Source organism: Streptomyces speibonae, from assembly GCF_984686075.1.
On record NZ_OZ480260.1, the window covers coordinates 1,156,106 to 1,182,046 of the forward strand.

The 25,941-nt window shown below is 68.9% G+C and carries 27 protein-coding genes and 2 pseudogenes; 18 read left to right on the forward strand and 11 right to left on the reverse strand.

Annotated features, from left to right (window positions below):
• Window positions 1-165: 165 nt before the first annotated feature.
• The 6 genes from AC5L3C_RS05145 to AC5L3C_RS05170 form a co-directional block, all read right to left on the reverse strand.
• Window positions 166-354, reverse strand: a complete 189-nt coding sequence (locus AC5L3C_RS05145) for a hypothetical protein (protein WP_493647184.1) — start codon at window positions 352-354, stop codon at window positions 166-168.
• A gap of 11 nt (window positions 355-365) precedes the next feature.
• The gene (locus AC5L3C_RS05150) at window positions 366-1,592 is read right to left on the reverse strand and encodes an IS110 family RNA-guided transposase (RefSeq protein WP_124288405.1); all 1,227 of its coding nucleotides are present in this window, start codon (window positions 1,590-1,592) and stop codon (window positions 366-368) included.
• A gap of 223 nt (window positions 1,593-1,815) precedes the next feature.
• The gene (locus tag AC5L3C_RS05155) at window positions 1,816-2,604 is read right to left on the reverse strand and encodes a serine/threonine-protein kinase (protein ID WP_493647186.1); all 789 of its coding nucleotides are present in this window, start codon (window positions 2,602-2,604) and stop codon (window positions 1,816-1,818) included.
• 248 nt (window positions 2,605-2,852) lie between these two features.
• Entirely contained in the window at window positions 2,853-3,119 is a 267-nt protein-coding gene (locus AC5L3C_RS05160; RefSeq protein WP_493647187.1) for a hypothetical protein, read from the reverse strand.
• A gap of 20 nt (window positions 3,120-3,139) precedes the next feature.
• On the reverse strand, window positions 3,140-4,108 hold the full coding sequence (locus AC5L3C_RS05165) for an alpha/beta hydrolase (RefSeq protein ID WP_125502718.1): 969 nt from the start codon (window positions 4,106-4,108) through the stop codon (window positions 3,140-3,142).
• A 104-nt stretch (window positions 4,109-4,212) separates the two neighbouring features.
• A complete protein-coding gene (locus AC5L3C_RS05170) occupies window positions 4,213-4,530 on the reverse strand; it encodes a putative quinol monooxygenase (RefSeq protein ID WP_125502720.1) in 318 nt (105 codons plus the stop codon).
• A 149-nt stretch (window positions 4,531-4,679) separates the two neighbouring features.
• Here AC5L3C_RS05170 and AC5L3C_RS05175 point away from each other — a divergent pair, with 149 nt between their 5' ends.
• Window positions 4,680-5,585, forward strand: a complete 906-nt coding sequence (locus AC5L3C_RS05175) for an AraC family transcriptional regulator (RefSeq protein ID WP_125502722.1) — start codon at window positions 4,680-4,682, stop codon at window positions 5,583-5,585.
• Window positions 5,586-5,744: 159 nt separating this feature from the next.
• Window positions 5,745-6,494 (forward strand): SDR family oxidoreductase, encoded by a 750-nt coding sequence (locus AC5L3C_RS05180; RefSeq protein ID WP_125502724.1) that lies wholly within the window; start codon window positions 5,745-5,747, stop codon window positions 6,492-6,494.
• Between the two features lie 207 nt (window positions 6,495-6,701).
• Here AC5L3C_RS05180 and AC5L3C_RS05185 read toward each other — a convergent pair whose 3' ends face one another.
• The gene (locus tag AC5L3C_RS05185; RefSeq protein ID WP_125502726.1) at window positions 6,702-7,196 is read right to left on the reverse strand and encodes a PaaI family thioesterase; all 495 of its coding nucleotides are present in this window, start codon (window positions 7,194-7,196) and stop codon (window positions 6,702-6,704) included.
• A 92-nt stretch (window positions 7,197-7,288) separates the two neighbouring features.
• Here AC5L3C_RS05185 and AC5L3C_RS05190 point away from each other — a divergent pair, with 92 nt between their 5' ends.
• Window positions 7,289-7,759, forward strand: a complete 471-nt coding sequence (locus AC5L3C_RS05190) for a winged helix-turn-helix transcriptional regulator (RefSeq protein WP_125502728.1) — start codon at window positions 7,289-7,291, stop codon at window positions 7,757-7,759.
• A gap of 17 nt (window positions 7,760-7,776) precedes the next feature.
• Here the strand turns inward: AC5L3C_RS05190 and AC5L3C_RS05195 are convergent, their stop codons facing one another.
• Entirely contained in the window at window positions 7,777-8,991 is a 1,215-nt protein-coding gene (locus tag AC5L3C_RS05195) for an erythromycin esterase family protein (RefSeq protein ID WP_125502730.1), read from the reverse strand.
• Window positions 8,992-9,048: 57 nt separating this feature from the next.
• On the opposite strand from AC5L3C_RS05195, the gene AC5L3C_RS05200 reads away from it, so the two are divergent.
• Both AC5L3C_RS05200 and AC5L3C_RS05205 read left to right on the forward strand, forming a co-directional pair.
• Window positions 9,049-9,807: a TioE family transcriptional regulator gene (locus tag AC5L3C_RS05200; RefSeq protein ID WP_493647189.1), complete on the forward strand. Its 759-nt coding sequence runs from the start codon at window positions 9,049-9,051 to the stop codon at window positions 9,805-9,807.
• 507 nt (window positions 9,808-10,314) lie between these two features.
• On the forward strand, window positions 10,315-10,530 hold the full coding sequence (locus tag AC5L3C_RS05205; RefSeq protein ID WP_493647190.1) for a hypothetical protein: 216 nt from the start codon (window positions 10,315-10,317) through the stop codon (window positions 10,528-10,530).
• Window positions 10,531-10,543: 13 nt separating this feature from the next.
• Here the strand turns inward: AC5L3C_RS05205 and AC5L3C_RS05210 are convergent, their stop codons facing one another.
• Window positions 10,544-11,476 (reverse strand): DMT family transporter, encoded by a 933-nt coding sequence (locus AC5L3C_RS05210; protein ID WP_493647192.1) that lies wholly within the window; start codon window positions 11,474-11,476, stop codon window positions 10,544-10,546.
• Window positions 11,477-11,545: 69 nt separating this feature from the next.
• On the opposite strand from AC5L3C_RS05210, the gene AC5L3C_RS05215 reads away from it, so the two are divergent.
• The 6 genes and pseudogenes from AC5L3C_RS05215 (at window position 11,546) to AC5L3C_RS05240 (ending at window position 17,494) form a co-directional block, all read left to right on the forward strand.
• Window positions 11,546-12,154: a TetR/AcrR family transcriptional regulator gene (locus AC5L3C_RS05215; protein WP_493647194.1), complete on the forward strand. Its 609-nt coding sequence runs from the start codon at window positions 11,546-11,548 to the stop codon at window positions 12,152-12,154.
• Between the two features lie 415 nt (window positions 12,155-12,569).
• Window positions 12,570-13,445, forward strand: coding sequence for a MurR/RpiR family transcriptional regulator (locus AC5L3C_RS05220; RefSeq protein WP_493647195.1), 876 nt, complete (start codon window positions 12,570-12,572; stop codon window positions 13,443-13,445).
• Window positions 13,446-13,903: 458 nt separating this feature from the next.
• Window positions 13,904-14,242: pseudogene (locus tag AC5L3C_RS05225) on the forward strand (IS21 family transposase); the annotation flags it as partial.
• Entirely contained in the window at window positions 14,205-14,651 is a 447-nt protein-coding gene (locus AC5L3C_RS05230) for a tripartite tricarboxylate transporter permease (RefSeq protein ID WP_493647198.1), read from the forward strand. The pseudogene AC5L3C_RS05225 and the gene AC5L3C_RS05230, both read left to right, overlap by 38 nt.
• Window positions 14,652-15,108: 457 nt before the next feature.
• Window positions 15,109-16,272 carry a DUF475 domain-containing protein gene (locus AC5L3C_RS05235; protein WP_493647199.1) on the forward strand — a complete coding sequence of 388 codons (1,164 nt, stop codon included), beginning with the start codon at window positions 15,109-15,111 and terminating at the stop codon, window positions 16,270-16,272.
• Window positions 16,273-17,224: 952 nt separating this feature from the next.
• Window positions 17,225-17,494 carry a hypothetical protein gene (locus AC5L3C_RS05240; protein ID WP_493647200.1) on the forward strand — a complete coding sequence of 90 codons (270 nt, stop codon included), beginning with the start codon at window positions 17,225-17,227 and terminating at the stop codon, window positions 17,492-17,494.
• Between the two features lie 104 nt (window positions 17,495-17,598).
• On the opposite strand, the gene AC5L3C_RS05245 is transcribed toward AC5L3C_RS05240, so the two are convergent.
• Window positions 17,599-17,991, reverse strand: coding sequence for an ATP-binding protein (locus tag AC5L3C_RS05245; RefSeq protein WP_493647201.1), 393 nt, complete (start codon window positions 17,989-17,991; stop codon window positions 17,599-17,601).
• Between the two features lie 745 nt (window positions 17,992-18,736).
• On the opposite strand from AC5L3C_RS05245, the pseudogene AC5L3C_RS05250 reads away from it, so the two are divergent.
• The 7 genes and pseudogenes from AC5L3C_RS05250 to AC5L3C_RS05280 all read left to right on the forward strand — a co-directional run.
• A pseudogene (locus AC5L3C_RS05250) lies at window positions 18,737-18,904 on the forward strand (phosphotransferase); the annotation flags it as partial.
• Window positions 18,905-19,026: 122 nt separating this feature from the next.
• Window positions 19,027-20,175 carry an EcsC family protein gene (locus AC5L3C_RS05255; protein WP_493647203.1) on the forward strand — a complete coding sequence of 383 codons (1,149 nt, stop codon included), beginning with the start codon at window positions 19,027-19,029 and terminating at the stop codon, window positions 20,173-20,175.
• Between the two features lie 390 nt (window positions 20,176-20,565).
• Entirely contained in the window at window positions 20,566-21,993 is a 1,428-nt protein-coding gene (locus AC5L3C_RS05260) for a hypothetical protein (RefSeq protein WP_493647204.1), read from the forward strand.
• A 62-nt stretch (window positions 21,994-22,055) separates the two neighbouring features.
• Window positions 22,056-22,496: a hypothetical protein gene (locus AC5L3C_RS05265; protein WP_493653741.1), complete on the forward strand. Its 441-nt coding sequence runs from the start codon at window positions 22,056-22,058 to the stop codon at window positions 22,494-22,496.
• Between the two features lie 37 nt (window positions 22,497-22,533).
• On the forward strand, window positions 22,534-23,202 hold the full coding sequence (locus tag AC5L3C_RS05270) for a vWA domain-containing protein (RefSeq protein WP_493647206.1): 669 nt from the start codon (window positions 22,534-22,536) through the stop codon (window positions 23,200-23,202).
• Window positions 23,203-23,258: 56 nt separating this feature from the next.
• Window positions 23,259-24,368: a protein phosphatase 2C domain-containing protein gene (locus AC5L3C_RS05275; RefSeq protein ID WP_493647207.1), complete on the forward strand. Its 1,110-nt coding sequence runs from the start codon at window positions 23,259-23,261 to the stop codon at window positions 24,366-24,368.
• Window positions 24,365-25,318, forward strand: coding sequence for a hypothetical protein (locus AC5L3C_RS05280; RefSeq protein WP_493647209.1), 954 nt, complete (start codon window positions 24,365-24,367; stop codon window positions 25,316-25,318). Before AC5L3C_RS05275 ends, AC5L3C_RS05280 begins: the two co-directional genes overlap by 4 nt.
• A gap of 39 nt (window positions 25,319-25,357) precedes the next feature.
• Here the strand turns inward: AC5L3C_RS05280 and AC5L3C_RS05285 are convergent, their stop codons facing one another.
• Window positions 25,358-25,756 (reverse strand): hypothetical protein, encoded by a 399-nt coding sequence (locus tag AC5L3C_RS05285; RefSeq protein ID WP_493647211.1) that lies wholly within the window; start codon window positions 25,754-25,756, stop codon window positions 25,358-25,360.
• Window positions 25,757-25,941: the final 185 nt, after the last annotated feature.

Genomic DNA, 25,941 nt, shown 5'->3' on the forward strand with positions numbered 1-25,941 from the left:
GCGCCCCCGGCTGACGCGGCGCGGTCCCGAGCAGCGCGGTGCCCCCGGCTCACGCGGCGCACTGACGGCCGCGGCGTGCTCCTGGCCGACGCGGCGCATCCCCGGCAGGCGGGGCGCGGTCCCGGGCGCGGCGGCGTTCCCCCGGCCGGGGCGGCGCGCGGCCGGCTAGCGCGGCATGACCGGGGCCTGAGGCAGCAGGAACGGGCGTCGGGGGTCCTCCGGCGGCATTCTGCGGGTTGCGAACACCGGGTCGGGGACCGGCAGATACGGGGCGAGGGCCTCGTACACGTCCGCCGCCCCGTCGGGACGGTCCTCGGGACGCTTGGCGAGGAGGGCTCGTGTCAGACATCCCATGACGCTGGATGTCAAGTTGTGGCGAGGTTCGCGTGGTGGGCCCATGCTGTGGCCTCGCTGTAGTGAGTGCGGGTCTTGAGGCATCCGTGGAGGATGCCGACGAGTCGGTTGCCCAGCTGCCGCAGGGCAGGGTTGTAGTCCAAGTCGCGGGCGCGCTGTTTGTCGTAGTAGCGGCGGGCTCCGGGCGAGTTCTGCAGCGCGCAGAACGCCTGTCGCTGGAGAGCGTCGGCGAGCCGGTTGTTGCGGACGAAGCGGGCCTGGACGCTGTGGCTTTTGCCGGAGGCCCGGGTGATGGGGCTGGTGCCGGCGTAGTTCTTGCGGGCCTTCGCGGACGTGTAGCGGGTTGGGTCGTCTCCGAACTCGGCCAGCACCCGAGCGCCGGTGATCTCGCCGATGCCGGGCATCGACAGGTAGATCTCAGCGTCCGGGTGCGCCAGAAAATGCGTCTTCACCTGCCCCTCCAGGGCGTCTATCTGCTCGTTCAGAGTGATCATCAGCCGGGCGTGGGCGGTCACGGCGGCTGCGTAGGCATCGGCGACAGGAGCCGCGACGTTCAGTTGCGGCTCGCGCAGGGCGGCCTGGATGGAGGCGGCTCTCTGCTCCCGGTTGCGGCGCCGGTGCCGGGCGAGGACCGCGGTGATCTGTTGCTTCGTCAGCTTCGCCGCCTGCTCCGGCGTAGGTGCCTTGAGCAGCAGTTCCAGGGCGTCCGTGCTGGTCAGCTCCAGTCCCGCGTAGGCGGCGAGCGCGCCGGGGAAGTACTCGCGCAGCGTGCTGCGCAGCCGCTGGAAGGTGCGGGTGCGCTCCCAGATCAGCGTCTGGTGGGCACGGGCGACGACCTTGACGGACTGGGCCTGCTCGCTGTCTCCGGCGATCGGCCGCAACTGGGCACGGTCGATGCGGACCATGTCGGCCAGCGCGTGTGCGTCGCCCTTGTCGCTCTTGGCACCGGAGGTGCCGTACCGCTCCTTGAACCGGGCCGCTTGCCGGGGGTTGACCGCGTAGACCTGGTAACCGGCCGCGAGCAGGGCCTGGACCCACGGGCCGCGATCGGTCTCGATCCCGACCACCACCCCTCCCGGCTCCAGGTCCTCGCCGCCGTGCCGGGCGATCAGGGCGTGCAGCTTCGCGACGCCTTCGACCCCTTCCGGCAGCCGGGCGGCCCAGAGCCTTCGGCCCGAGTCGTCCTGGACCTCGACATCGTGATGGTCTTCGGCCCAGTCGTCGCCGACGAACAGCACCCGCTTCTCCAACCTCTCGACGTACACCGCGCGTGTGGCCCGCGGAAGACACAGCTCGCGCCCTAATGGATCCAGTGCTCACGCCCCACAACCCGGCGGGCACGCCATCCCATCAGCAGTCCGGCCTCCCGGCCGACCAGCAGGGGCACGGTCTGACACCAGAGCTCGAACGGCTCCGGCGACGAAAGTGCTCACCTGCTGGCGGCCACTCATCGAGTCTCACTCATGACCCGATGAGCCCCATTAGGTCCTCGAGCGCGGCCGGGGCGTCGACACCGTGGTCGGCCAGCCGGGGCGGGGACGCGGTGAGATGCTGGGTCACCAGTTCGGCGGGATTCCGGGCGCGGAAGGGAGGGTGGCCGGTGAGCATGTGGTGCAGCAGGCAGCCCACCGCGTACAGGTCGCTGCGGCCGTCCAGCGTCCTGTCCCCGGCGAGGAGTTCGGGCGAGGCGTAGGCGACGTTGCCGAGCGTCTCGCCGGTCATGGTGAGCTGCGGGTCGGTGTCCGAGAGGACCTTCACGAGCCCGAAGTCGAGGATCTTCACCAGTCCGCTGGTACGCACCATGACGTTCTGCGGCTTGAGGTCGCGGTGGACGAGCCCGGCGGCGTGGGCCGCGGAGAGCCCCGCACACAGCTGCGCGGCCACCGAGACCGCGGCCGGCACGTCGAGGCGCCCCTCGTCGGAACCGTCGACGACGTTGTCGAGGGTGGTGCCGTCGACGAGTTGCATCACCAGGCAGCAGAAATCGTCGGTGACGGCCGCGTCGTACACGGTGGTGACGTTGGCGTGATCGAGGCGCGCCGCGGTCTTCGCCTCCCGCTCGAACCGCGCCAGAGCGGTACGGCGCCAGTCGGGCAGGGCCAGGAGGTCCGCGGCGACGGTCTTGACGGCGACCGGACGCTCCAGATACTCGTCCGTCCCCTGCCAGACGTGGCCCATCGCCCCTCTGCCCAGAACCCGGTCCAGCCGGTACCTGCCGCGCAGTACCTTGCCCGCAGCGAACTGCTCCACGTGCACTTCCTTCGGTGAGCCCCAGCGATGTGTCGGCGCGCGGTCCGCCCGGCCGGAGGACCGGTGCCGTCGGCACGCGCGGAAGAAGTCAACCAGTCTCGCGCACCTGCCGTCGGCCGCCGCCCTCACCCTGACAACGACGAGGTCACGCGCCCGGCTGCGACACCGGGACGCCTTCCGGCCAGAATTCTTCACCCGGCATGACGACTTGAGATGCCTGAGGCGTTTACGGACGGTTCGTCCGACACTCACGACGTCCTCGTGGCATATCCATGAATCGACGACCGGCGCACAGCCGCCTGATCGGCGGGCCCCGGGCTCACGCCGGTGACAGTGCTCACGCTGTCGTCCTCCCGGTTGGACCACCAGCGGGCCCCGGGGCCGAGTGCGTCCACCACGCATCCGGCGACGGCATCGGCCTCGCCCCTATCCATGTATGTGTGCGTCGGCCACAGCAGGCTCACCGAGGCGAGTTCCCCCAGCAACGCCGCCGCGTCCGGGGCGCTCAGGGGCACGAGCGACTCCTCGATCTGACCTATGCGGCGGGGTTCGTCCGCAGGAGCCGGGCGAGCCAGTCGGTGCGGGCTCGGCGGGCTGTGGCCGAGATGTGTGCCTGCGGGTACAGGGCGTCGAATCCGTGGAAGCCGCCTGCCCAGACGTGGAGTTCGGCCTGGCCGCCGGCCGCCCAGATGCGGGTGGCGTAGCCGGTGTCCTCGTCGCGGAAGACTTCGGCGGAGCCGGTGTCGATGTAGGTGGTCGGCAGGCCCGCGAGGTCGTCGGCCAGGGCGGGTGAGACGTATGCGGGTACCTCGTCGTCGGTGAGGTCGCCGAGGAGGCAGCGCCATGCGAATGCGTTCATCTCGTGGGTCCAGACGCCGGGCCCGTTCGAGTACTGGAGGCTGGAGGTGGTGGTGTTGCGGTGGTCGAGCATGGGGCCGATCAGGACCTGGGCGGCGATCGTCGGGGTGCCGAGGTCGCGGGCCAGCAGGGTGACGCCGGCGGCGAGGCCGCCGCCCGCGCTGGCGCCTGCGACGACGATCCGGGCGGGGTCGATGCCCAGTTCGGCGGCGTGGTCGGCGATCCAGAGCAGTCCCTGGTAGCAGTCGTGGACCGGGATGGTGCCGGTGGACTCGGGCGCGAGCCGGTAGTCGACGGAGACCACGACGGCGCCGAACTCGTCGAGCCACTCCAGCGGGATGTCGATCTGTGAGAAGCGGTCGCCCATGACCATCCCGCCGCCGTGCATCCAGTAGACGCAGGGAGCGGCTGCGGTGCGATCGCTGTTCGCGGGGCTGAAGACGGACAAGGGGATCGGGGTGCCGTCCGGACTCGCAACGGTGACCTCGCGCCGGTCGATGGCGAGACCTTCGAGGAGGGGTTCGACGGGCATCGAGGAGAAGGGGCGTACCTGCGCCAGCACTTCCGGGCTGAGCTGGGACATCAGCGGCATGTCGGCCAGGAGTTCATGCAGTTCGGGGTCGAGGGAGGGGCGTGCTGTGGTCATGGTCGTTGCCTCTCGTGGGTGGTGGCGGGACGGTCGGGCGAGGACGGGGGCCGCCTCGGTGGGCACCGAGGCGGCGGAGGCTGGGGTGGGGGGTGTTCGGCGGGTCAGAGGGCGGATTTGCCGCGGACCGGAACGTAGTCGGTGTACTCGGAGTCCTTGGCGAGCAGCGGGTCGATCTGCGCCACGATGGCCTGGGCGGTCTTGCCGGCGAAGACGCGGTGGTGGTCCTCCTCGCTGGTCCAGCCTTCGGCGACGTGGACGACGTCGGGGTCGGACGCGGAGCGGGAGACGAGGTAGACGAGGCAGTATTCGCTCGCACCGGGGCTGCCCTCGTTCAGTCCGGTCAGCAGCAGATCGACGAGCTGGTCGCCCATACCGGGCCTGGCGGTCAGGGTGGCGCCGAAGCCGTAGTCGGCAATCATGAATTTCTTCTCTTTCTCTTCGGTGGTGGAGTGCGGTGATTCCATTCAAGCGGCTTGAACTGCGGAAACGTTAGACCGATCCTCGTTCGTACTTGCACGATCCTCGCGACTTCGGGAACCGCGGCGCGGAATGGTGCTGCAATGGACGCATGCACCTCGAAGAACTCCGCACCCTGCTGGCCCGCCATGCGCGGCCCGACTGGACCACCGCCGTCGACGGCGTCCTCATCTCGAAGGTCGACCGCCCTGATCCGCCGGCGCCTTCGATGTCCGGCACGGTCCTGGCCGTCATCGCACAGGGCGCCAAACGCCTGGCCCTGGGTAGGAGGGTGTTCGAGTACGGGCCCGGGCAGTACCTGGTCGCATCCGTCGATCTGCCTGTCACAGGGCAGTTCACCCAGGCCGACCCCAAGCAGCCGGCGCTGGGGTTCGGTCTCGTCCTGGAACCGTCCGCCGTTGCCGAGCTGCTGCTTGAGGCCGGGCCCGGAGACGCCCCCCGGAGCAGCGGGGGCGCGCCGTCGGGGATCGCCGTCAGTGACGCTCCGGCCGCGCTGCTGGACGCGGTGGTCCGGCTGTTGCGCCTGCTCGACGAGCCCCGCGACCGGGCCGTACTGGCCCCGCTGGTCAAGCGCGAGATCCTGTGGCGTCTGATCACCGGCGAGCAGGGTGCGACGGTTCGCCAGCTCGGCCTGGCCGACAGCAGCCTCAGCCACATCTCGCGGGCCGTGCGCTGGATCCGCGAGCACTACGCGCAGCCCTTCCGGGTCGAGGACGTGGCGCGGCAGTCCGGCATGGGCGTCTCCGCCTTCTACCGCAACTTCCAAGCGGTGACCGCGATGAGCCCCATCCAGTTCCAGAAGCAGATCCGGCTCCAGGAGGCCCGGCTGCTGCTCGCCACCCACCCCGGAGACGTCACCGGAGTCGGCCAGCGCGTCGGCTACGACAACCCGTCGCAGTTCAGCCGGGAGTACCGCCGCCAGTTCGGCGCGCCCCCCAGCCAGGACGCCGCCCGCCTGCGTCAGGCCGTGCGTGCACCGGCAGGTCTCCTGCCCTGAGCCGGGTGGGCCTTTCTGGAGGATCGTGCAAGGAGGAGCGAGGATAGTTCTACTATCTCCGCAGGTCAGAACGCTTCAATGGGATCACCGGTTCTCCCGTGGAGCAGGAAAATACCTGCCCACCCGTATGGATCCCAGCACATCGCAAAGGGGCACCACATGAAGACAGTTCTGATCACTGGCACCTCATCCGGGTACGGGCGGGAGACCGCCCTCTACTTCCACTCGCAGGGGTGGAACGTCATCGCCACGATGCGGACGCCGCGTCCAGGCGTCCTTCCTGAGTCGGACCGGCTCCGCGTCATCGAGCTCGACGTGACCAGGCCCGAGAGCATCACCGCCGCGTTCGAGGCCGAGGGCCCCATCGATGTCCTGGTCAACAACGCGGGGGTGCCCTCGATCAGCGTGTTCGAGGGCACTCCCATGGCCCGAGTGCGGGAGGTCTTCGAGACCAACACGTTCGGCGTGATGGCGATGACGCAGGCGGTGCTGCCCCAGTTCCGCGAGCGTGGCTCCGGCGTGGTGGTCAACGTGACCTCGAGCGTGGTGCTGGGGCACATGCCGCTCTCGGCCGTCTACAAGGCGAGCAAGATGGCCATCGAGGGGTTCACCGCATCCCTCGCGCTCGAGCTCGCGCCGTTCGGTGTGCGGGCGAAGACGGTCGAGCCGGGCGCCTGCCTGACGACGAACTTCGCGGCCAACGCGACGAAGGGCGCCTCGCTGGACGAGCTGGTCCCGGCGCCCTACGCACCATGGGCGAAGAAGGCCATGGGCGACTTCACGGGCCAGGAGCTGTTCACCAAGGAGAGCGACGTCGCCGAGACAGTGTGGCGAGCCGTGCACGACACGACCGGCCAGCTGCGATTCCCCGCCGGCCCCGACGCGGTCTCGCTCTCCCAGGCGAAGTGATCAGCCGGCAGGCAAGGTCACGCCGCACTGATACCAGGAGCTGGCCCGGCGCCCACGCACCGGGGCATCTCGCCGTCGGGCGCTCACCCCGATGAGTACAGGTCAAAGCACTCTCAGGTGCACGGGAGGCTCAGCGCCGGTTTCGTTCCGATGCTCCTCAACCCCCGCAACGCCGACAACGGGGCCGGGGCGGATGCCCCCGCCGTTTCAGGGCCCGGTCACCGGGAACAGCATGCACGTGCTGGTGGCGTGGGCGAGCACGCGGTCCGTCGCGTCGACCAACTGGGCCTGGGCGAGGGCGGTGCTGCGGCCGCCGTGGACGATCGTGCCGATGGCGCGGACCCGGCCGGTGTCCACCGTGATGCGGCGCAGGAACTTCACGGTGAGGTCGAGTGAGGTGTACCCCATGCCCGGCGGCAGGGTGGACTGGACGGCGCAGCCCGCCGCCGAGTCGAGCAGCGTCGCGTAGACCCCGCCGTGCACACTGCCGATCGGGTTGTAGTGCTCCTCACCCGGGAGCATCGAGAAGACCGCGCGCCCCTTCTCCACCTCGTCGAGGCTGATGCTCAGCGCCGCGCTCACGGGCGGCGCGGGCAGGCTCCCGGTCTGCAGGTCGCGCAGGAAATCCAGCCCGGAGGAGAGTCCCACGGCGGCGGCCGACGGTGCGGGATCCTCCCACTCATACGTTCGCGTCCGTTCCACGGCCCACTCCTCCCGGTCTGACTTTCGAAATTGAAGCTAGCGGTTGTCGCGGCTGGCTGTCAATCACGAAGTCAGGCTCCTACGATGGCGGTATGAAGTGGCTTGAGACGAGCACGGAGAACTGCCCGGTCCAGCTCACGCTCGGCGTGGTCGGCGAGAAGTGGACCCTGTTGATCCTGCGCGACGCCTGCAACGGCGTCCGCCGCTTCGACGAGTTCCGCCGCCACATCGGCCTGTCGGACGCCGTCCTCAGCGACCGCCTCCGGAAGCTGACCGCGGCGGGCATCCTGCGGGCCGTGCCGTATCAGGAGCCCGGCAGTCGCGCCCGCCACGAGTACCGCGTGACGCGCAAGGGCTGGGATCTGTGGCCGGTCCTGGTGGCGCTCAAGCAGTGGGGCGAGACGCACATGGGTGACGGGGACGGACCGGTCCTCGACCTGCGGCACGAGGAGTGCGGGACCCCGGTCCGCGTGGTGGTCGAGTGCGAGCGGGGACACACCGCGCTGACCCCCCACAAAGTCACCGCGAAACCCGGCCCCGGAGCCCGTCCCCACGCGGCCTGAACCTCACGCGAGCGCACTCAAGGGCGCGGGCTCCGTGTCGCGTCCGCGAGGAACACGAGGGCGTCGGTGTGCGGGAGTTGGGCCGGGTCGAACGGGGCGTAGCCGAACCATGGGGATACGCGGAGCGGAGGGTGCTTGTCTGCAAGGGTGGCGGACAGGCGGGCCGGGTCGATGACGCAGCGGTCCTCGGGGAGGGCGTACAGGAGCCCTTCGAGGGTGTCCGGGGGCGGTGCCTCCACGCCCTGGTGGCGGATCGTGCCGAGCGCGGTGGCCAGGAAGGCGTACCGCTCTCCCAAGTACGCGCTCACCAGGGCGCCGGCGCTCCACCACTCCAGGCGTGGATGGTCCCACATGGTCATCGAGCTCTTGTCCCGCTGGAGGTGGCTGTTCTGGGCGTGGACCAGGACCGGGGCGCGCTCGGCGAGGGCGAGGAGGTTGCCGGACATCATCGCGTCGCGCGTGGCCAGCAGGCGTGTCATGCGGGCGGGTGAGGGGTCGGCCATCCAGAAGTGGTAGCGCAGCAGGCCGGTGGCGGTACGGCCGTACAGGCGTGCGCGGTCCCAGTCGTCCCGTGAGGTCGTCGCGAGGAGGTGGGGCGTCTGTGTGTCGAGCAGCGCGACGAGGTCGTCGGCGAGCAGCCGCAGTTCGAGCGCCTCGGGCGAGCGGCCCACGGACCGGGACGGGTCGGTCATCACGGCCTCGTCGGTCCACGGCTCGTCGGCGCCGAGGAGACGGTCGAGCGTGTCCGTGGTGCAGGGAAGCAGACCCGGGTCGACGTGCGCCGCGAGGTAGTCGTGGAGGGCGGTCAGGGACTGCCTCGGGCTCGCGGCGCCGGTGATCTCCAGTGGGCCGTCCATGCCCGCGAAGCGGAGCCGCTCCGGCGCGGGGCGCCCCTCGTTGTACTCCCGCATCCAGCGGACGAGTGCGCGGTTGCCCTCCGACGCGCCCCAACCGTGGCTGAATCCGCGCTCCATGACGTCGTCGAGGGCGCCGGTGCCGGTGGTGACGTACGCGTCCACGACCAGGCCCCGTACGCAGTCGGTCTCGAGCGCGATGGTGCGGTAGCCCTCCCGCTCCACCAGTTGGCGGAAGAGTTCGTTGCGCAGGTGGAGCAGAGCGTCCTCGCCGTGGGTGGGCTCGCCGAGGGCCAGGATCCGCGGGCGGGACGGGAGCAGCCCCATCACCGCCGCGGCATCGACGGAACGGGCGATGTCCTTGATGTCGGTTGCCATGCTTCAACCGTATCGTTGAACTTTCGGTGGAGACTTGGGCGCGATAGCGTCGGCTTCATGGGGCGAAACCTTCAAAGTGCCGGGAAGCTCAGGCCCGTCGACCTGGCACGACGCCACGGTCTGTCCACGCAGGCCGTGCGGAACTACGAGGAGGCCGGCATCCTCCCGCCCGCCGGCCGCACGGCCCACGGCTACCGCACCTACACCGAGCTGCACGCGCAGGCGCTCGCCGCGTTCCTCGCCCTGGTGCCCGGGCACAGCCACCGGACGGCGACGGCGGTCATGCAGGCCGTGAACCGGGGTGCGACCGACGAGGCGCTGCGCCTGATCGACGAGAGCCACGCGCAGTTGCTCGAGGACCGGCGCACGTTGCGGGCCGTGGAGAGCGCTCTGCGCGCCCTGTCCCCGGAGAGGCGGTCCGCGTCCGGCACCCCCGCGCCCCGCACCGGCCGTACGTTCATCGGTCCGCTCGCCGCGGAGCTGGGGGTGCGGCCGGCGACCCTGCGCAAGTGGGAGGCGGCCGGGCTCGTGCGCCCGCGCCGGGATCCGGTGACCGGGTACCGGGTCTACGACGACGCCGACGTACGCGACGCGCGGCTGGCACATCAGCTCCGGCGCGGCGGTCGCCTGTTGGAGCAGATCGCCCCGCTGATCACGCAGGTGCGGGAGGCGGGCGGGCTGGAGCCGCTGGAGGACACGCTGCGCCAGTGGCACGGCCGGCTGTCCGCCCGGGGACGGGCGATGCTGGCCGGGGCCGCGGAACTGGACACCTACCTCCGCGCCCGCGCACAAGCCGACAGCGACGGCGGTCGCTGAAAAGCGTTCGACAGGCCGCCGTCCCCCTCGGTGCGATGACTCCTGACCGCCCGCCGTACGGAGCGGGCCCGACCGCAGGAGCCGCTTTGGCCACCGCTGAAATGGACCACGAGCCGTCGGCTCACCCGCGAGCTCACCGTCCCCTCCATCCCGAGGCAGGAACCCCAGAACCTGCTCGATGAGGACGATCGGTGGCCACTCCTCCAGCGATGTCTGACCGACGATGCCCTGCCCACGGACGTCCGGGCGGCCGGGGCGATCACCCTGCCGTTCGGCCCGTCCACCGAACGCCTCTGCCATCTGACGCCCGAGCACCTCAAGTTCGGCGACAAGCACGCCCACCTGGTCCTGGGCCGCCACCCCGTGCTGCTGCCTCCACGGCTCGCCGAGCTCTTTCGGTGCCTCGCCGAACAGCCCCAGCTGCGGCCGCAGCTCTCGCGAGTCCGCCCAGGGCCTCGGTGGCTCTTCCCGGGCATGGTCCCGGGCAAGCCGATCTCGACCCACGGCATGACCCAGAAGCTGGGCCGTCACGGCATTCCGGTTCGCACCGCCCGCAACGCGGCGCTGGCCGCCCTCGCTGCAGATCTCCCCAGCCCGATCCTCGCCGACGTGACCGGGATGCGCCGCCACACCGCGCTCCGCTGGGTCGCCTACGCCAGGCGCGACTGGGCCGAATACCTGGCGGCCCGGGCCGCAGACGACGAGGAAGCTCCTCCTCCCTAACGAGGCAGAGGTATCAGGCGCCGTACTTGGCTGTCCTCGCGGCCTCGCCCGTGTCCGTATCCCGCGCGCACACCCTGGTGGATGAGGTGTCACCACGATGGACGATGACGACCGCTGCGAGGCCGACGGCCAGGCCGAGAGCGGTATGCGGACCGAACGGTTCGCCGAACATGAGGGCTCCCCAGACTGCCGTGACCGGGGCCATGAGGAACATGAGCGTGTTGACCTTGGTGACTCCAGAGCGCCTCAGGATGAGCCAGTACAGCCCGTATCCGCCGAAAGTCGACAAGGCTACGAGCCAGATGATCGCGGCCCAGAACGAGAGCTCAGCGGGCGGCTCCGCGGCTCCGGCGCTCACGGCAAGTGCCGTGAAGATGACGGCACTGGTGGCGCAGTGGACGGTCAGCGACACTGCTGGCGCAACCCGTACGCGGGAGCGGCTTTCGAGGAACGTGGCCGCTACCAGCGAGAACATGCCGAGGAAGGGAATGAGATAGGCCCACCAGGCCGCACCGGTGCCGGCCGCGGCATCGGCCATGGTGACGATGGCGACGCCGCTCACCCCCAGGCACAGGCCGAGCCACTGCTTGTGTGAGACGTGCTGACGCAACAACGGTCCGGCAAGTGCTCCGGCGACGAGGGGCTGGACGCCGTCGATCAGGGCTGTGGTGCCGCTGGAGACCCCGAGTTGGATCGCGTAGTAGACGGTGAGTAGATAGCCGCTCTGCGACAGCATGCCGATCATGCCCTGCCGGGCCAGATCCCGCACCGCGAGGTCCCGCCACGACGTTCTGGAGACGGTGGCAATGACGATCAGGATGACGGCCAGCGGCAGGAACCGCCACATCAGGATCGTGACCGCAGACGCACTGCCCGCGCCGAGCTTGGCTCCGATGAACCCGGAACTCCAGCAGATCACGAAGGCGATCGAGAGCAGGAAGTTCACGCCTCACCCTCCACTAAACAGATCGGTATACCCATCGACTCACTATACAGATCGGTATACTCCTGAGGTATGGGCACTACCGAGAGGCCGCGACGGATCACGATGACGCCTGCCGCCCGGCGCGTCCTGGAGGCCGCCGCGAGGCTGTTCTACGAGCGCGGCATCCATGCCGTCGGGGTGGACCTGATCGCCGCCGAGGCCGGGGTGACAAAGAAGACCCTCTACGACCGGTTCGGTTCCAAGGAGCAGATCGTCGTGGAGTACCTCGCGGATCGTGATGAACGCTGGCGGGCCTTCCTCGCCCAGTGCCTCGACGCCGCACCACCGGTGTCGGCGGCGCGCGTCCTTGCCGTCTTCGATGCCTCACGCGCGTGGTCGGCGAAGAACAGTTCCAAGGGGTGCAGCATGGTCAATGCTCACGCCGAGATCAGCGATCCGTCCCACCCGGCCTACGCGATCATCGCCGGGCAAAAGCAGTGGATGCTCACCCTGTTCACCGACCTCGCCGGGGACATCACCCCGGACGGGGCCGGCCATCTGGGCCAGACACTCATGCTGCTTCATGAAGGAGCGCTCGTCGCCCACGGCCTGAACATCTTCGCGGACCCCATCGGCCATGCCCGCGAACAGGCGAAAGCTGTCCTTGCCGCCACTGGGAACTCCGCAGCAAAGCGGTGAGGCGACACCCAAAAGATCGCTTCTGCGAGCCGGAAAGAGGAGGAATAGCGCACGGTCGGAATAACCCCCTCCCGCCAGTAATTCTCGGCCTTCGGTCCGGCTGCTGCCCCGATCCCGAGGAAGGCCGGCACCTCATCCGCGGCAACGTCTACACGACGGCCCGTGACGAGGACGGCTTCCACCTGTCCACCGGTGAGCTTCGTGAAGTTCCCTGGGTCGCGATCAAGCCCGTCGTCAACGCCATCCGCGTCCTGGAACGCTTCGTGCCCGACGGAGTTCTCCTGTTCGACCAGAGTGCCCAGGCTTCATGGCGAGCCTGTTTGCCGGGCCGCCGGATCGCCTCAGCTCGAGTGCTGTAGTATTCGCTTCGGGTTGACCTTGAAGGTAGTGTTCTCGACGGTTAGGTGGCAAGAGGGTGAGTGACGCGACTTCCGACCATCCGCTCCACGAACGGATCGCCGCTGCCGCCTTGACGCCCAGCGAGGCGCAGGTTGCCGCGTTCATAGTGGCCAACTCGGCCCTGGTCGCCGTGTCCTCGACGGCCGAGCTCGGACGCCTTACCTCCACCAGTGATGCCACCGTGGTTAGAACAGCCAAGAAGCTTGGCTATCCGAACTTCCGCGAGTTGCGCCGTTCGGCGCTGGCCACATCCAACCGGTATCTGGATCCGTCCAAGGTGCTCGATGATCAACTCGGTCAGATCGGCAGCTCCAGCTTCGGCGCGAGAAGGGTTCTGCGCGACACCGCAGAACTCGTTGCTCAGTTCGAGGCAAATCTGGACGCGGAGAGCTGGGATCGCGCTGTCGCTGCGATGGCAGACGCGGCGCGTGTCGTCGCTTACGGCATCGGCCCCAGCGGCTGCGCCGCTGACTACCTCAGTACCAAGGTCAAACGTGCCGGGGTGCCCAGTACGAGCATCAAGGCGACAGGGCTCACGCTCGCAGATCACTTGCTCGATATCACCGCAGACGATGTGGTCCTCGTCTTTGCCACCCTGCGCCGCTTCCGGGAAATCGACATCGTCCTCGAGCATGCGGCCGACGTGGGGGCAACCACCATCCTTGTCAGTGAGACACTCGGAATAACGCTGCGTGACCGCGTAGATATCGTCCTGGCTACGCCTCCGACCACTCACGGCACCAGCGACGGGGTCATCATGGGAATGATCGTCGCCCGAGCACTCGAACTCTCTGTTGCAGCGCAAGATCAGGCCAATGCTGTCCGTTCGATGGAACAGATCAACGCCCTCAGGGCCAACATCGTCGGGGGCAAACTCGACATTGAGGGCTGACGTTCGCACTGCAGTCCACGGACCCTCCGTAATCCCCGGGGCCGTGCAGGGGTGTGTGCTGGTCGGGTGTGTCAACCGGGACAAGTCCACCACCGGGGCGAGCGGGGCGGTCCAGTGGGACGTACAGGTCGCCGCCTGCAGGATGCAAGTCTGGCTGGCAGCCTGGGGCGCTTCATTTGGTGGCCCACGATCATCAAGCATTCAGACCCTGCTGCGGGCCCTTGACCTGGCGACTGAGTTGGGCGGCCAGGAGAGGCGTGCCCTTCAGCACGACAGGATGTGCGCCTGGAGCTCGCACTCTGCCTGTACGCCCTCTTGGCAACAGGTGAAACGAGGGCCATGTACGGCGGATGAAAAGTGAGCCACTCTGCGATCTCTTGATCATTCTGACTTCACTGTCTGTGGAGTCAGGAGGAAGCGAGGGTGATCGAGGTGGAGGGCGGGGCGGAGACCGCCGGATGCACCGGGTTGAAGGGGTGTCAGCGAGGGCTGTGGCCCGGCATCTGGGGATCTCCAGGAACACCGTGCTGCGTGCTCTGGCCTCGGACCGGCCGCCGCAGTACCGGCGAGCGCCGAAGGGCTCGGCGGTGGACGCGGCCGAGCCGACCGTGCGGGAGCTTTTGAATCAGACGCCGACCATGCCCGTGCCGGTGATCGCGGAGCGGATCGGCTGGGAACGCGGGCTGACGATCCTGCGCGAGCGGGTGCGCGAGTCGCGGACGGCCTACCTCCCGGTGGACCCGGTCTCGCGGACGGTCTATGAGCCGGGCGAACTCGCGCAGTGCGACCTGTGGTTTTGCAAGCTTCTTCATCGCCAACATCATCCTCCTTGTGCTGAATCTTCCACTGGTCAGCCTCTGGGTGAAGGTGATCAAGGTGCCGACCGGGCTACTCATGAGCATCGTGGCGTCCTGCTGCCTGCTCGGCGCGTATCTTGCGCGGAACAGCTTCACCGACGTGTGGGTATGTGTCGCCTTCGGCCTAGTCGGCTGGCTTTTCACAGCCTGGGATGTGCCCATTGCGCCACTAGTAATGGGGATGATTCTGGGGCCTCTGGTAGAAATGCGGGCGGAACAATCACTCGCCATGTCGCCTACCTTCTTCCTGGAGCGGCCAATCTTCATCGCCTTTGCCCTCCTTACAGTCATCTCGGCGGTTTTCGGGATGCAAATGCGTCACAAGGGCATGGCCTCTGACGAGGATTGAGAATCCATCCACAAGCCGTTCCTTGACCGGCCGCACCGAAATCGCGACTTGCTCGGTGCAATCCAGCTCCCAGCGGTTCGCCGGCGCCGTACCAACGAGTGGCGCAGTGGGCGTCCAGCGGAGTTTCCGCTGGACGCCCACTGCTGCGCAAGCTGAAGGTCGTGTGCTGAAACGGAGCGCTGAGATTTACAAGCCGCTGCAATCCGCTTGTCGACAATAGAGCTAGAAGCTCCACCTGAGCGGGCGGTCACCAGATAGTCGGCTGTCTGGTGACCGCTCCCCACGTTCGGTCGTTCATCAAATTCCGTAATGTGTCCGGGCTGCCCAAGGTGCCCTACGACAACACCTCCAAGGAAGCTGCAGCGGGAGGCGCTAGCCGCCCAGTTCCTCTGCACCGCGCGGACCGCACTCCGAGAGAGGCGAGGCCGGACACGGAGAGCACAGGAGGTTCAATACGATGGTTCTGAAAACGTTCGGCTGGTCGTTCGCGGTCACCGCGCTCGGCCTGGTTGCGGCGGTCCTCTTCGGGGGGTGGACCGCTCTCGGCATCGTGGCGATCCTCTCCGTCCTGGAAATCTCGCTGTCGTTTGACAACGCGGTGGTCAACGCCGGGATCCTGAAGAAGATGAATGCCTTCTGGCAGAAGTTCTTCCTCACCATCGGCATCCTGATCGCCGTGTTCGGTATGCGACTGGTCTTCCCCGTCGTCATCGTCGCGATCAGCGCCCAGCTCGGGCCGATCGAGGCGGTCGACCTCGCGCTCAACGACAAGGACATGTACCAGCAGCTCGTCACCGACGCGCACCCGGCGATCGCCGCGTTCGGTGGGATGTTCCTGCTGATGATCTTCCTGGACTTCATCTTCGAGGACCGGGACATCAAGTGGCTGAGCTGGCTGGAGCGCCCGCTGGCCAAGCTCGGCAAGGTCGACATGCTGTCGGTCTGCATCGCGCTCATCATCCTGCTGATCTCCGCCATCACCTTCGCCACCAACGCCCACCAGCACGGCGGCGCGCATGTGGACAAGTCGGGCACGGTCCTGCTCTCCGGTATCGCGGGTCTGATCACCTACATGGTCGTGGGCGGCCTGTCCGGCTTCTTCGAGGACCGGCTCGAAGAGGAGGAGGAGCGCGAGCACGAGGCGGAGGAAGCGGCCGAGCGCGCCGGCAAGCCGCGCTCCGCGGTCGCCCTGGCCGGCAAGGCCGCGTTCTTCATGTTCCTCTACCTCGAGGTCCTGGACGCCTCCTTCTCCTTCGACGGTGTGATCGGCGCCTTCGCCATCACCAACGACATCGTCCTGATGGCGCTGGGTCTCGGAATCGGCGCGATGTACGTCCGTTCACTGACCGTGTACCTGGTCCGCCAGGGCACCCTCGACGACTACGTCTACCTGGAGCACGGCGCGCACTACGCGATCGGCGCGCTCGCCATGATCCTGCTGGTCACGATCCAGTACGAGATCAACGAGATCATCACCGGCCTGATCGGTGTCGTCCTGATCGGTGCCTCCTTCTGGTCCTCGATGCACCGCAACCACGCCCTGGCCACCGCCGAAGGCAGGACACAGGATCCATCCCGCGCTGAAGCGGCTCCGTATCCAGCAGAGCCGAGTCGGAAGTAGCCGACCTTCCGCGGGGGCCGAGGCGCTCCTCCTGCTTTCGCCCACGAGGTAGGCACATCCGCCACGTCCTCCTGGTGTGGGGGGAGGCAAACCGAGACCTCGTGAAGTATTCACTACGCATTGCTTATAGTTGTAGCGCATGCTACCTTTCGGGTGTTGCGAGGTGACCGAGCTCGACTCGCTTCTCCACGCGTTGGGGACCCAGGCGGACGGGCCCCTCCGCTCGATCGGACAGAGGCTCACCACGGCCGAGGATGCCTCGCCGCGGCGCGAACGCACGTCCTCTGATTGCCCTTCCGGCATCCCCGCCGAAGCCGAGCCCTTGGCACTGCCAACGCGGCTGTTGCCAGGCGGGCCGAATCGGCACTGGCCAGGCACCGCTCGGCGCCGCTGCGCCAAGTGCCTCCACGGCAGCTGCAGTGCAGCAGCGCATCGCGGCAAATCCCTCTGGCTCCGCTCGGTTTTACAAGCGCCGTTGCCCGAGCGGAAGTCCCGGCGATCCCCACCCCAGGATGGCCGGGACTCTCTCATGTCCTGCGGTAGAACGGGCGTTCCTGCTCTCCGTGGCAGGGGCAGGCTGAGGTTGCCGAGCAGCGAGGGTCGCGTCCCGCGAGGTGCAACACCGTTGCCTTATGCCGTCCGGCAACTTTGTCAAGTTCATGAACGAGAGGACGGGACCCCTGGTAGATCCCTGTGGTGTCGAGCCCAGAGATCGTCGTACCGGTGGTCCCGTTGCCGCGGCATTCTGCCACCCCGCCACCCGTGGCGTCAGCTCATGATGTGTACGCTCCCGGCCACCTGGGAGAGTTGACGCAGGTCATCGACAGCGGACAGTCCCCGGGCTCGAGCAGGAGGTCTATGCCCTGCTGACGGTCTACCAGGCGCTGGTGCGGACCGCGGACGACCTGGTCACAGCCCAGCCGGGCCTGTCGGCGGAGCGCGTCAGCTGATCGTGCTGCTCAACGCCGCCGCCGACCAGATCGTGGCCGCCCGCGGCATCGCCCCAGACGGTCCGGTGGGCCTCGTCGGGGCGATCGGTCGTGTCGCCCTGGCCGGCCTCCTGCCGAAGGGCCGGCGCTGGCGTCTGAAGGCCCGCGTCCGCAAGCGCAACAGCAAGTACACGTTCACTACCGGCAAGCACCCCAGAACAGCCAAGGCGTACACCCTTCACTTCGAGATGATCAAGGAAGGCGGCTGCCTTGACACCACCAACCGTGGCTAAAGGCAACGGTGTTGCACCTCGCGGGACGCGATCACAGCGAGTCGCACGATCATCCGCTTACTGTCGGGCATTGCTAGCGAACGGGGACTCCGCAAAGGTTGGAGTTACACATGTGATGACTGGTCAGGAACCGTCACCTCGAACCACACGGTCTTTCCATGAGGCTGAGACTTGATGCCCCACTGGTCGGCGAGCGCGTCCACCAACTGCATGCCGCGCCCCGATTCGTCACCCGGATCGGGTGAATGGATGTGGGGCGCGGCGGGGTGGTGGTCTGACACTTCACAGCGGAGTGTGCCGGGCTGGCTCTTGAGGCAGAGTCGGACCGGGCTGCAGCCGTGAGTGATGGCGTTGGTGACGAGCTCGCTGACGAGCAACTCGGTGGTGTCGGAATGTGCAGCGAGGTCCCAGCGGCTCAGTTGCTGTCGCGTGACTTTGCGGGCTTGGCTCACTGCGGCGAGGTTGCATGGAACCTGCCATGAGAAGGCGTCGTTCACTGAGGAGACCCGGCAGGGGTGGCCATGAGGCGCCGGCGCAGGACTGCTTTCGCGCAGCGTGTCATGAAGGGTCACGCACGAGCCGGGAATTCCTGTAGGCAGAGGTGATTCGCGGAGCGGGAATGAGTAGTACATGATCGCTGTCGATTCGATCTGACTGATATCAGTCGCGTTGGCAGGGTTGCGCGGTTTCCAAGTTGATGTTGGACCTGTTGATCTCGCTCATTCACAGAACACCGCCATAGTAGCATTTACTACAGATGATGCAATACTGAAGTGGGCACTTCAGAATGATCTCGGGCTGGGCATACGACGCCCGCAGCTCGGGATATCTCGCCCCTTGCAAGCGGCCTGCGGCAGGCCGATGGCGCAGTGCCCCGGCTAACAACTCACAACACAGGCACCATGTGTCCTCGTCCGCGTTGCGCGATGTGTCGGTGCTCCCCTCACGCGATGCCCTGCTGCGCCGGCCGGGTCCCGAGTGACTCGTCGACCGGGTCACCGCATACCGAGCCCTGGCAAGGCTGGAGCACTCCCGGGCGGAAGGAATGCTCCTGCGGGCGAACCGTGACAGCGACACCGGATCGATGCCGTGCCGCAGCGGGCGTGCGCGCAGGACGACGACGTCGGCAAGGCGATGCAGCAGCGACGGCGCCACCGCCTCGTCACTCAAGGACATGGTCATCGCAGGTCCATCCGTCCGCTCATCAGCTCATTGATCATCTTTGCCTGCGGCTGGGTAAGGTCCCGGCGCGTCTTCCGCGACGCGCTGGGCGTCGACGAGGCGACCTGGCTGCGGGGGCGCGGCTGGGCCCTGGCCACCGGCCTGAACGCGTACTCCTCCTACGCCGCCGTCAATCCGGTGATCGCCGCCCAGACCACGCGGCAGATCGAGGCGGCCCTGGCGGGGTGAGTCGAAGAGGCGTACCACCCTCCACCCATGCGATGCGTTGATGATGTCAACACGCACAACTGCTACATCCCCGTGAGCGTTTCGTGTACGGTGATGCCCACTGACACACCTCAGGGGGGACCATGAGCGACTTGCAGCCGCCGCATTCCGTTCCGTCGGAGTACGAACTCGCGGCATGGCGGTCCATCCAGCAGTTCAAGGGCCGCCCGCTGTCGCACGGGATGCAGAACGCCGGCGAGCGCATGGCCAAGGGCGTCGCACAGCTCGGCAAGCGCGCGACGAAGCAGCTGGAGAAGCATCCGCGGGCCGCGTCGGCGGTCGCGCGCGGCCAGGAGTTCGCCGCCAAGGGCGCTTCCAAGGTCGGCGCCGGCGCGCGCGTCGCCGCCGACGCCATGCCGGACTGGGGCGGCACCGCCGTGCAGTCCGTGAAGAAGACGGTGGGGCGGGTGTCGCGGGCGGGACTCTCTCCCCAGCGGGTGGTGGCACTCCACAACAAGCGCGGCCACGACGTCACTTCACTGTCCGACCTGCGCCGCCTCGATCTCGAACAGGTCGACGCGGTCCACGGCAGGGCGGCGAGCTGGTACTACCCCGCCGCCGCGGCGCTCTCCGGAGCGGGCTCGGCATTCGCCATCTCCGGCGGGGAGTTGGTCATCGCGGCGTCCGCCGGGGCCGCGGCGGCGCCGTCGGGAGGTGCGATCGCCGGTGCCTTCCTCGCCGACGCGGCCTTCGTCCTCGGACTCGCGTCCCGCGCCGTCGGCCAGGTCTCGCTGGCCTACGGGTACGACCCGGAGGATCCCGCCGAGAAGCTCTTCGTGATGTCGGTCGTCAACGTCGGCACCGCCGGTACGGCCACGGCCAAGAACGCCGCGATGGCCGACCTCTCGAAGCTCACCCAGGCGCTTTTCAAGGGCAAGACCTGGGAGAAGCTGAACGAGACCCTCATCGCCAAGGTGTCCTCGGCGTTCGCGAAGGCGTTCGAGTTCCGCCTCACCAAGAAGGGGCTCGGCAAGGCCGTACCCGCCCTGGGCATCGCCGTGGGCAGCACCCTGAACTGGGCCACCCTGGAAGGGATCATCGACGCGGCCGAGATGGCGTACCGGCGCCGCTTCCTCCTGGAGAAGTACCCGCATCTCGCCGAGGAGGCGTCCGAGGCACCCGAGGCGTCCGCCGACGCCGCCCCGGACACCCCGGACGACGACGCGGACGCGGACGCGGAGATCAGCGTCCTCGACCAACTCGCCGAGGCGGGCGGCCCCGACCTCCGCTGACGCGACGTCCCGTCCGCACGCGGTCCGCCGGCCCCGCGTCCGACGGATCCGCCGGGTTGCGTAACATCCTGACCAAGGCGGGAACCCCCATGATCTGCGGCCCGGGCTCCGACGGCCGCAATCGCTGGCACAAGCCATGAGGTGATGGCGGTCGCTCACCTGCCACCACCGCCCAATGCATGCCCACGTACATCAGCAACGTGCGCAATTGTCCTACGTAACGCCGATCACCCCATGTGGTCGTCGTCTAGCATTGCGCGATCAATGAAGGAGATGTGAAGTTCCTGCCGCTTCGTTCATGGGGCAGGGGTGTGTGAAGCGCGCCGGCGCTCTGGTCGCCGTGTGCTCGGATCGTTGGAAAGTCCCGGCTTCACCGGGCAAGGGTGGGGAATGTTCACGGGGACACATCTCGACAGAGAGGTGACGGCGCGTCACCTCGAGGACGTGGCGCGGGATCCCGCGCTCGCCCCGCGTGCGGAGGAACTGCGCGCGCTGGCACAGGCACTCGAATCCACCGAGGGAGACGCCCTCGACGCCTGGGCCGATCTGGATCTGATGGGCCACTTCGCACGGCCCGAGAGCATCGCCGAGCCCGTGGACGTCCGTCGGGGGGCACGGCTCGACTCCGTGCTGGACTGGGTGCTGGGCGCGTTGGTCTTCCTGCCCTTGCTGTTCACATGGTTCGGCCTGTGGCAGGCGTCGAGTGCCTACGGGGCGCTCACCGGGGACGACCCCAAGGCGGCCGGGCGGCCGTTCCTGCAGCTGTGGCAGTCCGGGTTCGACGGGCATCTGAGTGAGACGTACCGCTTCGGTCATGTGGCCGTGGGGGGATGTCTGGCGTTGGTGATGCTGTTCGTTCTCACGGCCGTGCACGGCTACCGGCGTACCGGTGCCGACCGGCGCGAGGAGCAGGCGCGTGGCCGTGCCTCCGCGGCTCTGGCCCGGCTGGTTCCCGTGCTCACCCGTGCCCAACTCGCGCTCAACGAGCACCGGTTCGCCTCGCCCCAGCGGTTCGCCGCCGAGCTCAACGCGGCGGCGGGGCGGCTGCAACGGATGCACACCAAGGCCATCACCACGCAGGAGGCGCTGACCCGGGCCGCCGAGATGGTGAGCGAGGCCGCGGACAAGGCGGAGCGGCGTCTGGCGCAGGCGGAGGCGTACGTACGGCCCGTCGAGCAGGTCGTGCTGCGGATCGAGGAGACCGTGCGGGACAGCGGTACGGCCCTCCAGGCCGCCGTGCAGGCGCTGGACGCCCCGTTGACCCAGGCGGGCCGGCGGCTGGCCGACGCCGTCGACGGGCAGACCGGTGTCCTGGACAAGGCGCTGGAGGGTCTCAAGGCGGCCGGCGACGACATGCGTGACGTGCTGTCCCGCGCCGCCGACCGGCTGGAGACGGCCGTCGGCGACAACGGTGACCGCGTGCGCGGCGCGCTGTCCGACGCGGCCCGGCAGGTCGAGGACTCGCTGACCGTGCTGGCCGCCTCCCAACGGGGGTTCACCACCGGCGTCGAGGTGGTGGCGGACGTCAACGGCCGTTTGCTGAACGACCTGGGCGTGGTGGCGCACCGGACCGGTGAGGCCGCCGAGGCGTCACGGGACGCGCTGCTCGGTATCGAGTCGCGTACCCGCGCCGTCCAGGAGGCGACGGACCGCTTCACGGAGGTCACCGACACCCTCGAACGGGCGCTGCGTGAGACGGAGGCCGCGCGGACCGAGGCGGAGGCGGCGCGTGCGGGTGCGGAGGCGGCCCAACGGCGCGCGGAGAGCGATCTGCGGCGGGCCGAGGCGATGCGGACCGGGATCGGACCGGCTCGGTGAGTCCTCCGCGGAGGCGTTTCCGGTTCACGCCGCTGCACCTGGCGGGGTGGCTCTTCGCCGACATGCTCCTCGTCCTCGCGCTGGTGTCCATGGGAGACCGCGGTGATCCGCTCGGCGCGCGTGCCGGTGCCGAGCCCTCGGCCTCACCGGCCGCCACACGGTCACCGAAACCGAAGCCGAGTCCGGACCCGACGCCGACCGGGCCGCGGTCGGTGGCGCGCAAGCCGGTGACGGTGCGTCTGACGGCGGCGGCCGGTGACACCCCGCGCATGGTGGAGCAGCTCCGCGCCGCCACCACCCGGTACGAGGGGCGCGACGCGGCCTTCGTGCTGACCTTCGGCCAGGCACCGGAGCCCGGTGCCGGCCAGGCGTACGCGCGGGAGGTGAACGAGGCCCTGCGCGAAGCCCGGCCGGAGATGTTCACCGACGCGACGACCCGGGACTTCTGGAACGGCGGCCCTTCGGGCTCGGCCGACCTGGAGATCTACTTCTACACCCGTTGACGGCCACGCCGTCCCATCAGCTCAGGAGAACCAGCCCATGCAACTCCTCCCCTTCTACATGGTGTGCGACGAGTCCGGCTCCATGGCGGGGCCGGAAGGCGTCGGCACCATCAACGCGGCGTTGCCCGACCTGCACCACGAGATCAGCACCAACCCGAGTGTCGCGGACAAGACCCGGTTCGCCCTCATCGGCTTCTCCACCCAGGCCACCGTGTTGCAGCCCCTCGCCGACCTGAGCGAACTGACGCAGCTGCCTGCCCTGTCGGCGGGCGGCGTCACGTCCTTCGGTGCCGTCTTCCGGCTGCTCAAGGACACCATCGAGCAGGACGTCACGGCGCTGAAGGCAGAGGGCCACGACGTCTACCGGCCCGTGGTGTTCTTCCTCTCCGACGGTATCCCCACCGACGACGGCTGGCAGGCCGCGCTCAAGGACCTCAACTCCTTCCGGTACGCGCCGAAGATCATCGCGTTCGGGATCAGCGACGCCGACGCCGCGACGATCACCGAGGTGGCCAACTTCAAGGCGTTCATCCAGCGGGACCAGTCCGTCTCGCCGGCCCTCGCCCTGCGGGAGTTCGCCTCCAGCCTGACCCGGTCCATCGTCAGCTCGGCGACCAGCATGGCCGCGCAGGGCGGGGACGGGTTCGAGCTGCAGGTGGACGAGCAGGTGCCCGGGTTCACCAGCCTCTCCTTGGACAAGCTGTGAGGGGCCCGGTGCAGTACGGAGGAGGAGTTCCGGAGCCGCACGAGGGCGCCCCTGACGTGAGCGCACGTACCCACGCCGACGAGTTGGACGCGCACCTGGCGGGTCTGCCCACCGGCATCGTCCAGGACACGCGTATGCCGCCGGGGACCGCCGGTCCCGCGTCCCAGCCGCCGGGGACCGCCGCTCCCGCGTCCCAGCCGCCGGCTCCGGCGACCGAGCACTGCCCGCCGGCCCCGGCGGCCCCGGCAGTCCCGGCGGCCCCGGCGGAACCGGCAGAACCGGCCGGACTTCCGCCGCGCGGGGAGCCCGCGCACGTCGGCGGGCGGCCGCCCAGCTACCCGCCGCACCCGCTGCGGTGCCCGTCCGTGCGGGACGGCGACCCCTTCGCGGCCCTCACCCCGGCCGTGCTGCTGGACGGTGCGCAGGTCGGCCGGCTGACCGTCCGGGCGGCCTCCATCCGCGGCGACTCCCACAACTGGGAGGGAAGCTGCCGCCAGGACTCCATGACGGTGACCCGCGTCGGTCCGCCCGAGGCCGAACTGCTGTTGCTGGCGGTCGCCGACGGGGTGGGCTCGGCGGCCCGCTCGCACGAGGGCTCGTACCACGTCACCCACCGGGCGGCGCTCCATCTGGACCGGGAGGCGGAGAACATCCACGCGGCGCTGACCGCCCGGGACGAGGGTGAGCTGCGCGCGATCGCCAACAAGGCGATCGCCGGAGCCGTCAGCGATCTGCACATCGGGCCGGAACACGCCACGACCCTGCACGTACTGCTGGTGCCGGTCGACACCGCCGTCCCCGGGCGCGTCCTGTTCAGCGTGGGTGACGGCGGGCTGTTCGTCCTGCGGGAGGGGCAGTGGCACGAGACCGGCCCGGTGGACGAGGGAAGCCTCCTGGACACCCGTACCGAGGCCCTCCCGCATGCGTACCGCAGCGTCAAGGCAAGGCTGCTGTACGGCGATCCCAGGCAGGTTCTCCTCCTGGGCACCGACGGCATCACCAACCCGCTCACGCAGAAGGACCCGGCGTTCGCCCGGCACCTCGCCCGCGCGTGGGGCGGGCCGGCCGTGCCGTCGCTGTCCGACTTCCTGTGGCAGGCGCAGACGCGGATCAAGTCCTACGACGACGACCGGACCGTGATCTGTCTGTGGGAGGGGACGGAATGAGCGCGGAGGACGGGGCCGACGTCGAACGGTCCACGCTCACCCTCGCGGAACGGGTGGGCAGCGGCGGCCAGGGGGACGTCCACGCGGTCACGGACGGCCCGCTGCTGTTCAAGGAGTACAAGGAGCCGTCCAAGGTCAACGGCACCGCCCTCGCGGACCTGGTCGCCCTGCGGCAGGGCCTCGGCGGGACGGACCGGGGGCGCCTGGACGACCTCGCCGCCTGGCCGCTGTGCCGGGTGGTCGAGGGAGGCCGGGTGGTCGGGTTCCTCATGCGACGCGCTCCGGCGAACATGACCTGGCGGACCGCCTCGGGGGCCACGAAGCTGCTGGAACTGCAGTACCTCATCCGGCCTCCGAAGGCGGCCTGGCAGGACGTCGTGCAGCCGGATCCGGACCAGCGCAGAGCGCTCGCGCTGGCCTGCGTCGAGGCCGTCGGCTGGTTCCACGGCGCCGGGCTCGTGATCGGTGACATCTCACAGGCCAACGTCCTGTGGTCCCTCTCCCCCGGGCCGACCGTGTACTTCCTCGACTGCGACGGTTTCCGCCGGGTGGGGCGCCCGGCGGTCCAGGCCCAGGCCGCCACCCCGGACTGGAGCGATCCGCGCGCCCCCTCCACGGACGCGATGGTGGACACCGACGCCTACAAGACGGCTCTGGTGGCGGGACGCGTCGTCGCCCAGGAGCCGTACGTGCTCCCGGGTCATGAACTTCAGCCGGTATCCGGTTGCCTGAATGACCGTCAGACCGACGCCGTGCGCGCGCTGTTCGCCCAGGCCGCCGGGGAGCGCGGCACGCGGCCCCGGCCGGGCGAGTGGCAGACGGCGCTCGGTGACCGCGACGTCATCACGCTCACCGCGGCCCCGCCGCGGCCCCGGCCGTCCGTCGACCACACGGTCCTGGACGGACATCGCGACAGGCCAACGATCCGGCTGCGGGGGCCGGTGCGGTAAGGAGGGCGGCTCACCGGGAAGCCGCCCTCCTCCCGCCGGTCAGAGGCCCGCCCGCTCCAACAGCACCGGAAGCGCCTGCGGCTTCACCTTCTGGACCGAGCGCACCTGTGCGAGTGCCAGTTCGTCCCGGGTCACGGGATTGCGGTACAGCGCCTGCGTCGCATCGGCGAGCAGGCTCGCGCCGACCAGGTAGGACACACCGGGGGCCTCCGGGTCGTCCCAGGGCTCCTTGTCCACCTCGGCCACCGCGGCGACCGCCGAGTCGGGGTGGGTGAAGAAGAACCAGAGGCGGTCTCCGTACTCCATGCGGTTGCGACGGCTCAGCCAGAGGTCGAGCTCGGGCTCCTCCTGCGCCAGCCGTCGCATCGTCTCCTTGTCGGACGGTTCCCCGTCGAGCGTGTCCTTGTTCGGATTGAGGATGTATATCCAGTCCGCCACTGCTCCCCCTCGGTCGGCACCCGCACATCGCCACCACGGCAGCCCGCGTCATGTCATGTCGCGCGCCGCGTACAGCCGTTCCCCCCATCACATGGTGCCAAGTCCCGGCGGTAAAAGCAGCATCACATTCCCCTTCACCGGCAGTGTTGCGGCCGCACGGGCACGCATCGGGGGGCGGACCGCGC

Excerpts from the sequence above, each read along its gene's own strand:
- AC5L3C_RS05235 (WP_493647199.1), top strand. The coding sequence starts at position 15,109 with ATGGTTCTGAAAACGTTCGGCTGGTCGTTCGCGGTCACCGCGCTCGGC.
- AC5L3C_RS05230 (WP_493647198.1), top strand. The coding sequence starts at position 14,205 with ATGAGCCGGGCGAACTCGCGCAGTGCGACCTGTGGTTTTGCAAGCTTC.
- AC5L3C_RS05195 (WP_125502730.1), bottom strand. The coding sequence starts at position 8,991 with ATGGCAACCGACATCAAGGACATCGCCCGTTCCGTCGATGCCGCGGCG.
- AC5L3C_RS05145 (WP_493647184.1), bottom strand. The coding sequence starts at position 354 with ATGGGATGTCTGACACGAGCCCTCCTCGCCAAGCGTCCCGAGGACCGT.
- AC5L3C_RS05215 (WP_493647194.1), top strand. The coding sequence starts at position 11,546 with ATGGGCACTACCGAGAGGCCGCGACGGATCACGATGACGCCTGCCGCC.
- AC5L3C_RS05260 (WP_493647204.1), top strand. The coding sequence starts at position 20,566 with ATGTTCACGGGGACACATCTCGACAGAGAGGTGACGGCGCGTCACCTC.
- AC5L3C_RS05190 (WP_125502728.1), top strand. The coding sequence starts at position 7,289 with ATGAAGTGGCTTGAGACGAGCACGGAGAACTGCCCGGTCCAGCTCACG.
- AC5L3C_RS05280 (WP_493647209.1), top strand. The coding sequence starts at position 24,365 with ATGAGCGCGGAGGACGGGGCCGACGTCGAACGGTCCACGCTCACCCTC.
- AC5L3C_RS05270 (WP_493647206.1), top strand. The coding sequence starts at position 22,534 with ATGCAACTCCTCCCCTTCTACATGGTGTGCGACGAGTCCGGCTCCATG.
- AC5L3C_RS05205 (WP_493647190.1), top strand. The coding sequence starts at position 10,315 with ATGACCCAGAAGCTGGGCCGTCACGGCATTCCGGTTCGCACCGCCCGC.
- AC5L3C_RS05170 (WP_125502720.1), bottom strand. The coding sequence starts at position 4,530 with ATGATTGCCGACTACGGCTTCGGCGCCACCCTGACCGCCAGGCCCGGT.
- AC5L3C_RS05175 (WP_125502722.1), top strand. The coding sequence starts at position 4,680 with ATGCACCTCGAAGAACTCCGCACCCTGCTGGCCCGCCATGCGCGGCCC.
- AC5L3C_RS05165 (WP_125502718.1), bottom strand. The coding sequence starts at position 4,108 with ATGACCACAGCACGCCCCTCCCTCGACCCCGAACTGCATGAACTCCTG.
- AC5L3C_RS05265 (WP_493653741.1), top strand. The coding sequence starts at position 22,056 with ATGCTCCTCGTCCTCGCGCTGGTGTCCATGGGAGACCGCGGTGATCCG.
- AC5L3C_RS05180 (WP_125502724.1), top strand. The coding sequence starts at position 5,745 with ATGAAGACAGTTCTGATCACTGGCACCTCATCCGGGTACGGGCGGGAG.
- AC5L3C_RS05255 (WP_493647203.1), top strand. The coding sequence starts at position 19,027 with ATGAGCGACTTGCAGCCGCCGCATTCCGTTCCGTCGGAGTACGAACTC.
- AC5L3C_RS05200 (WP_493647189.1), top strand. The coding sequence starts at position 9,049 with ATGGGGCGAAACCTTCAAAGTGCCGGGAAGCTCAGGCCCGTCGACCTG.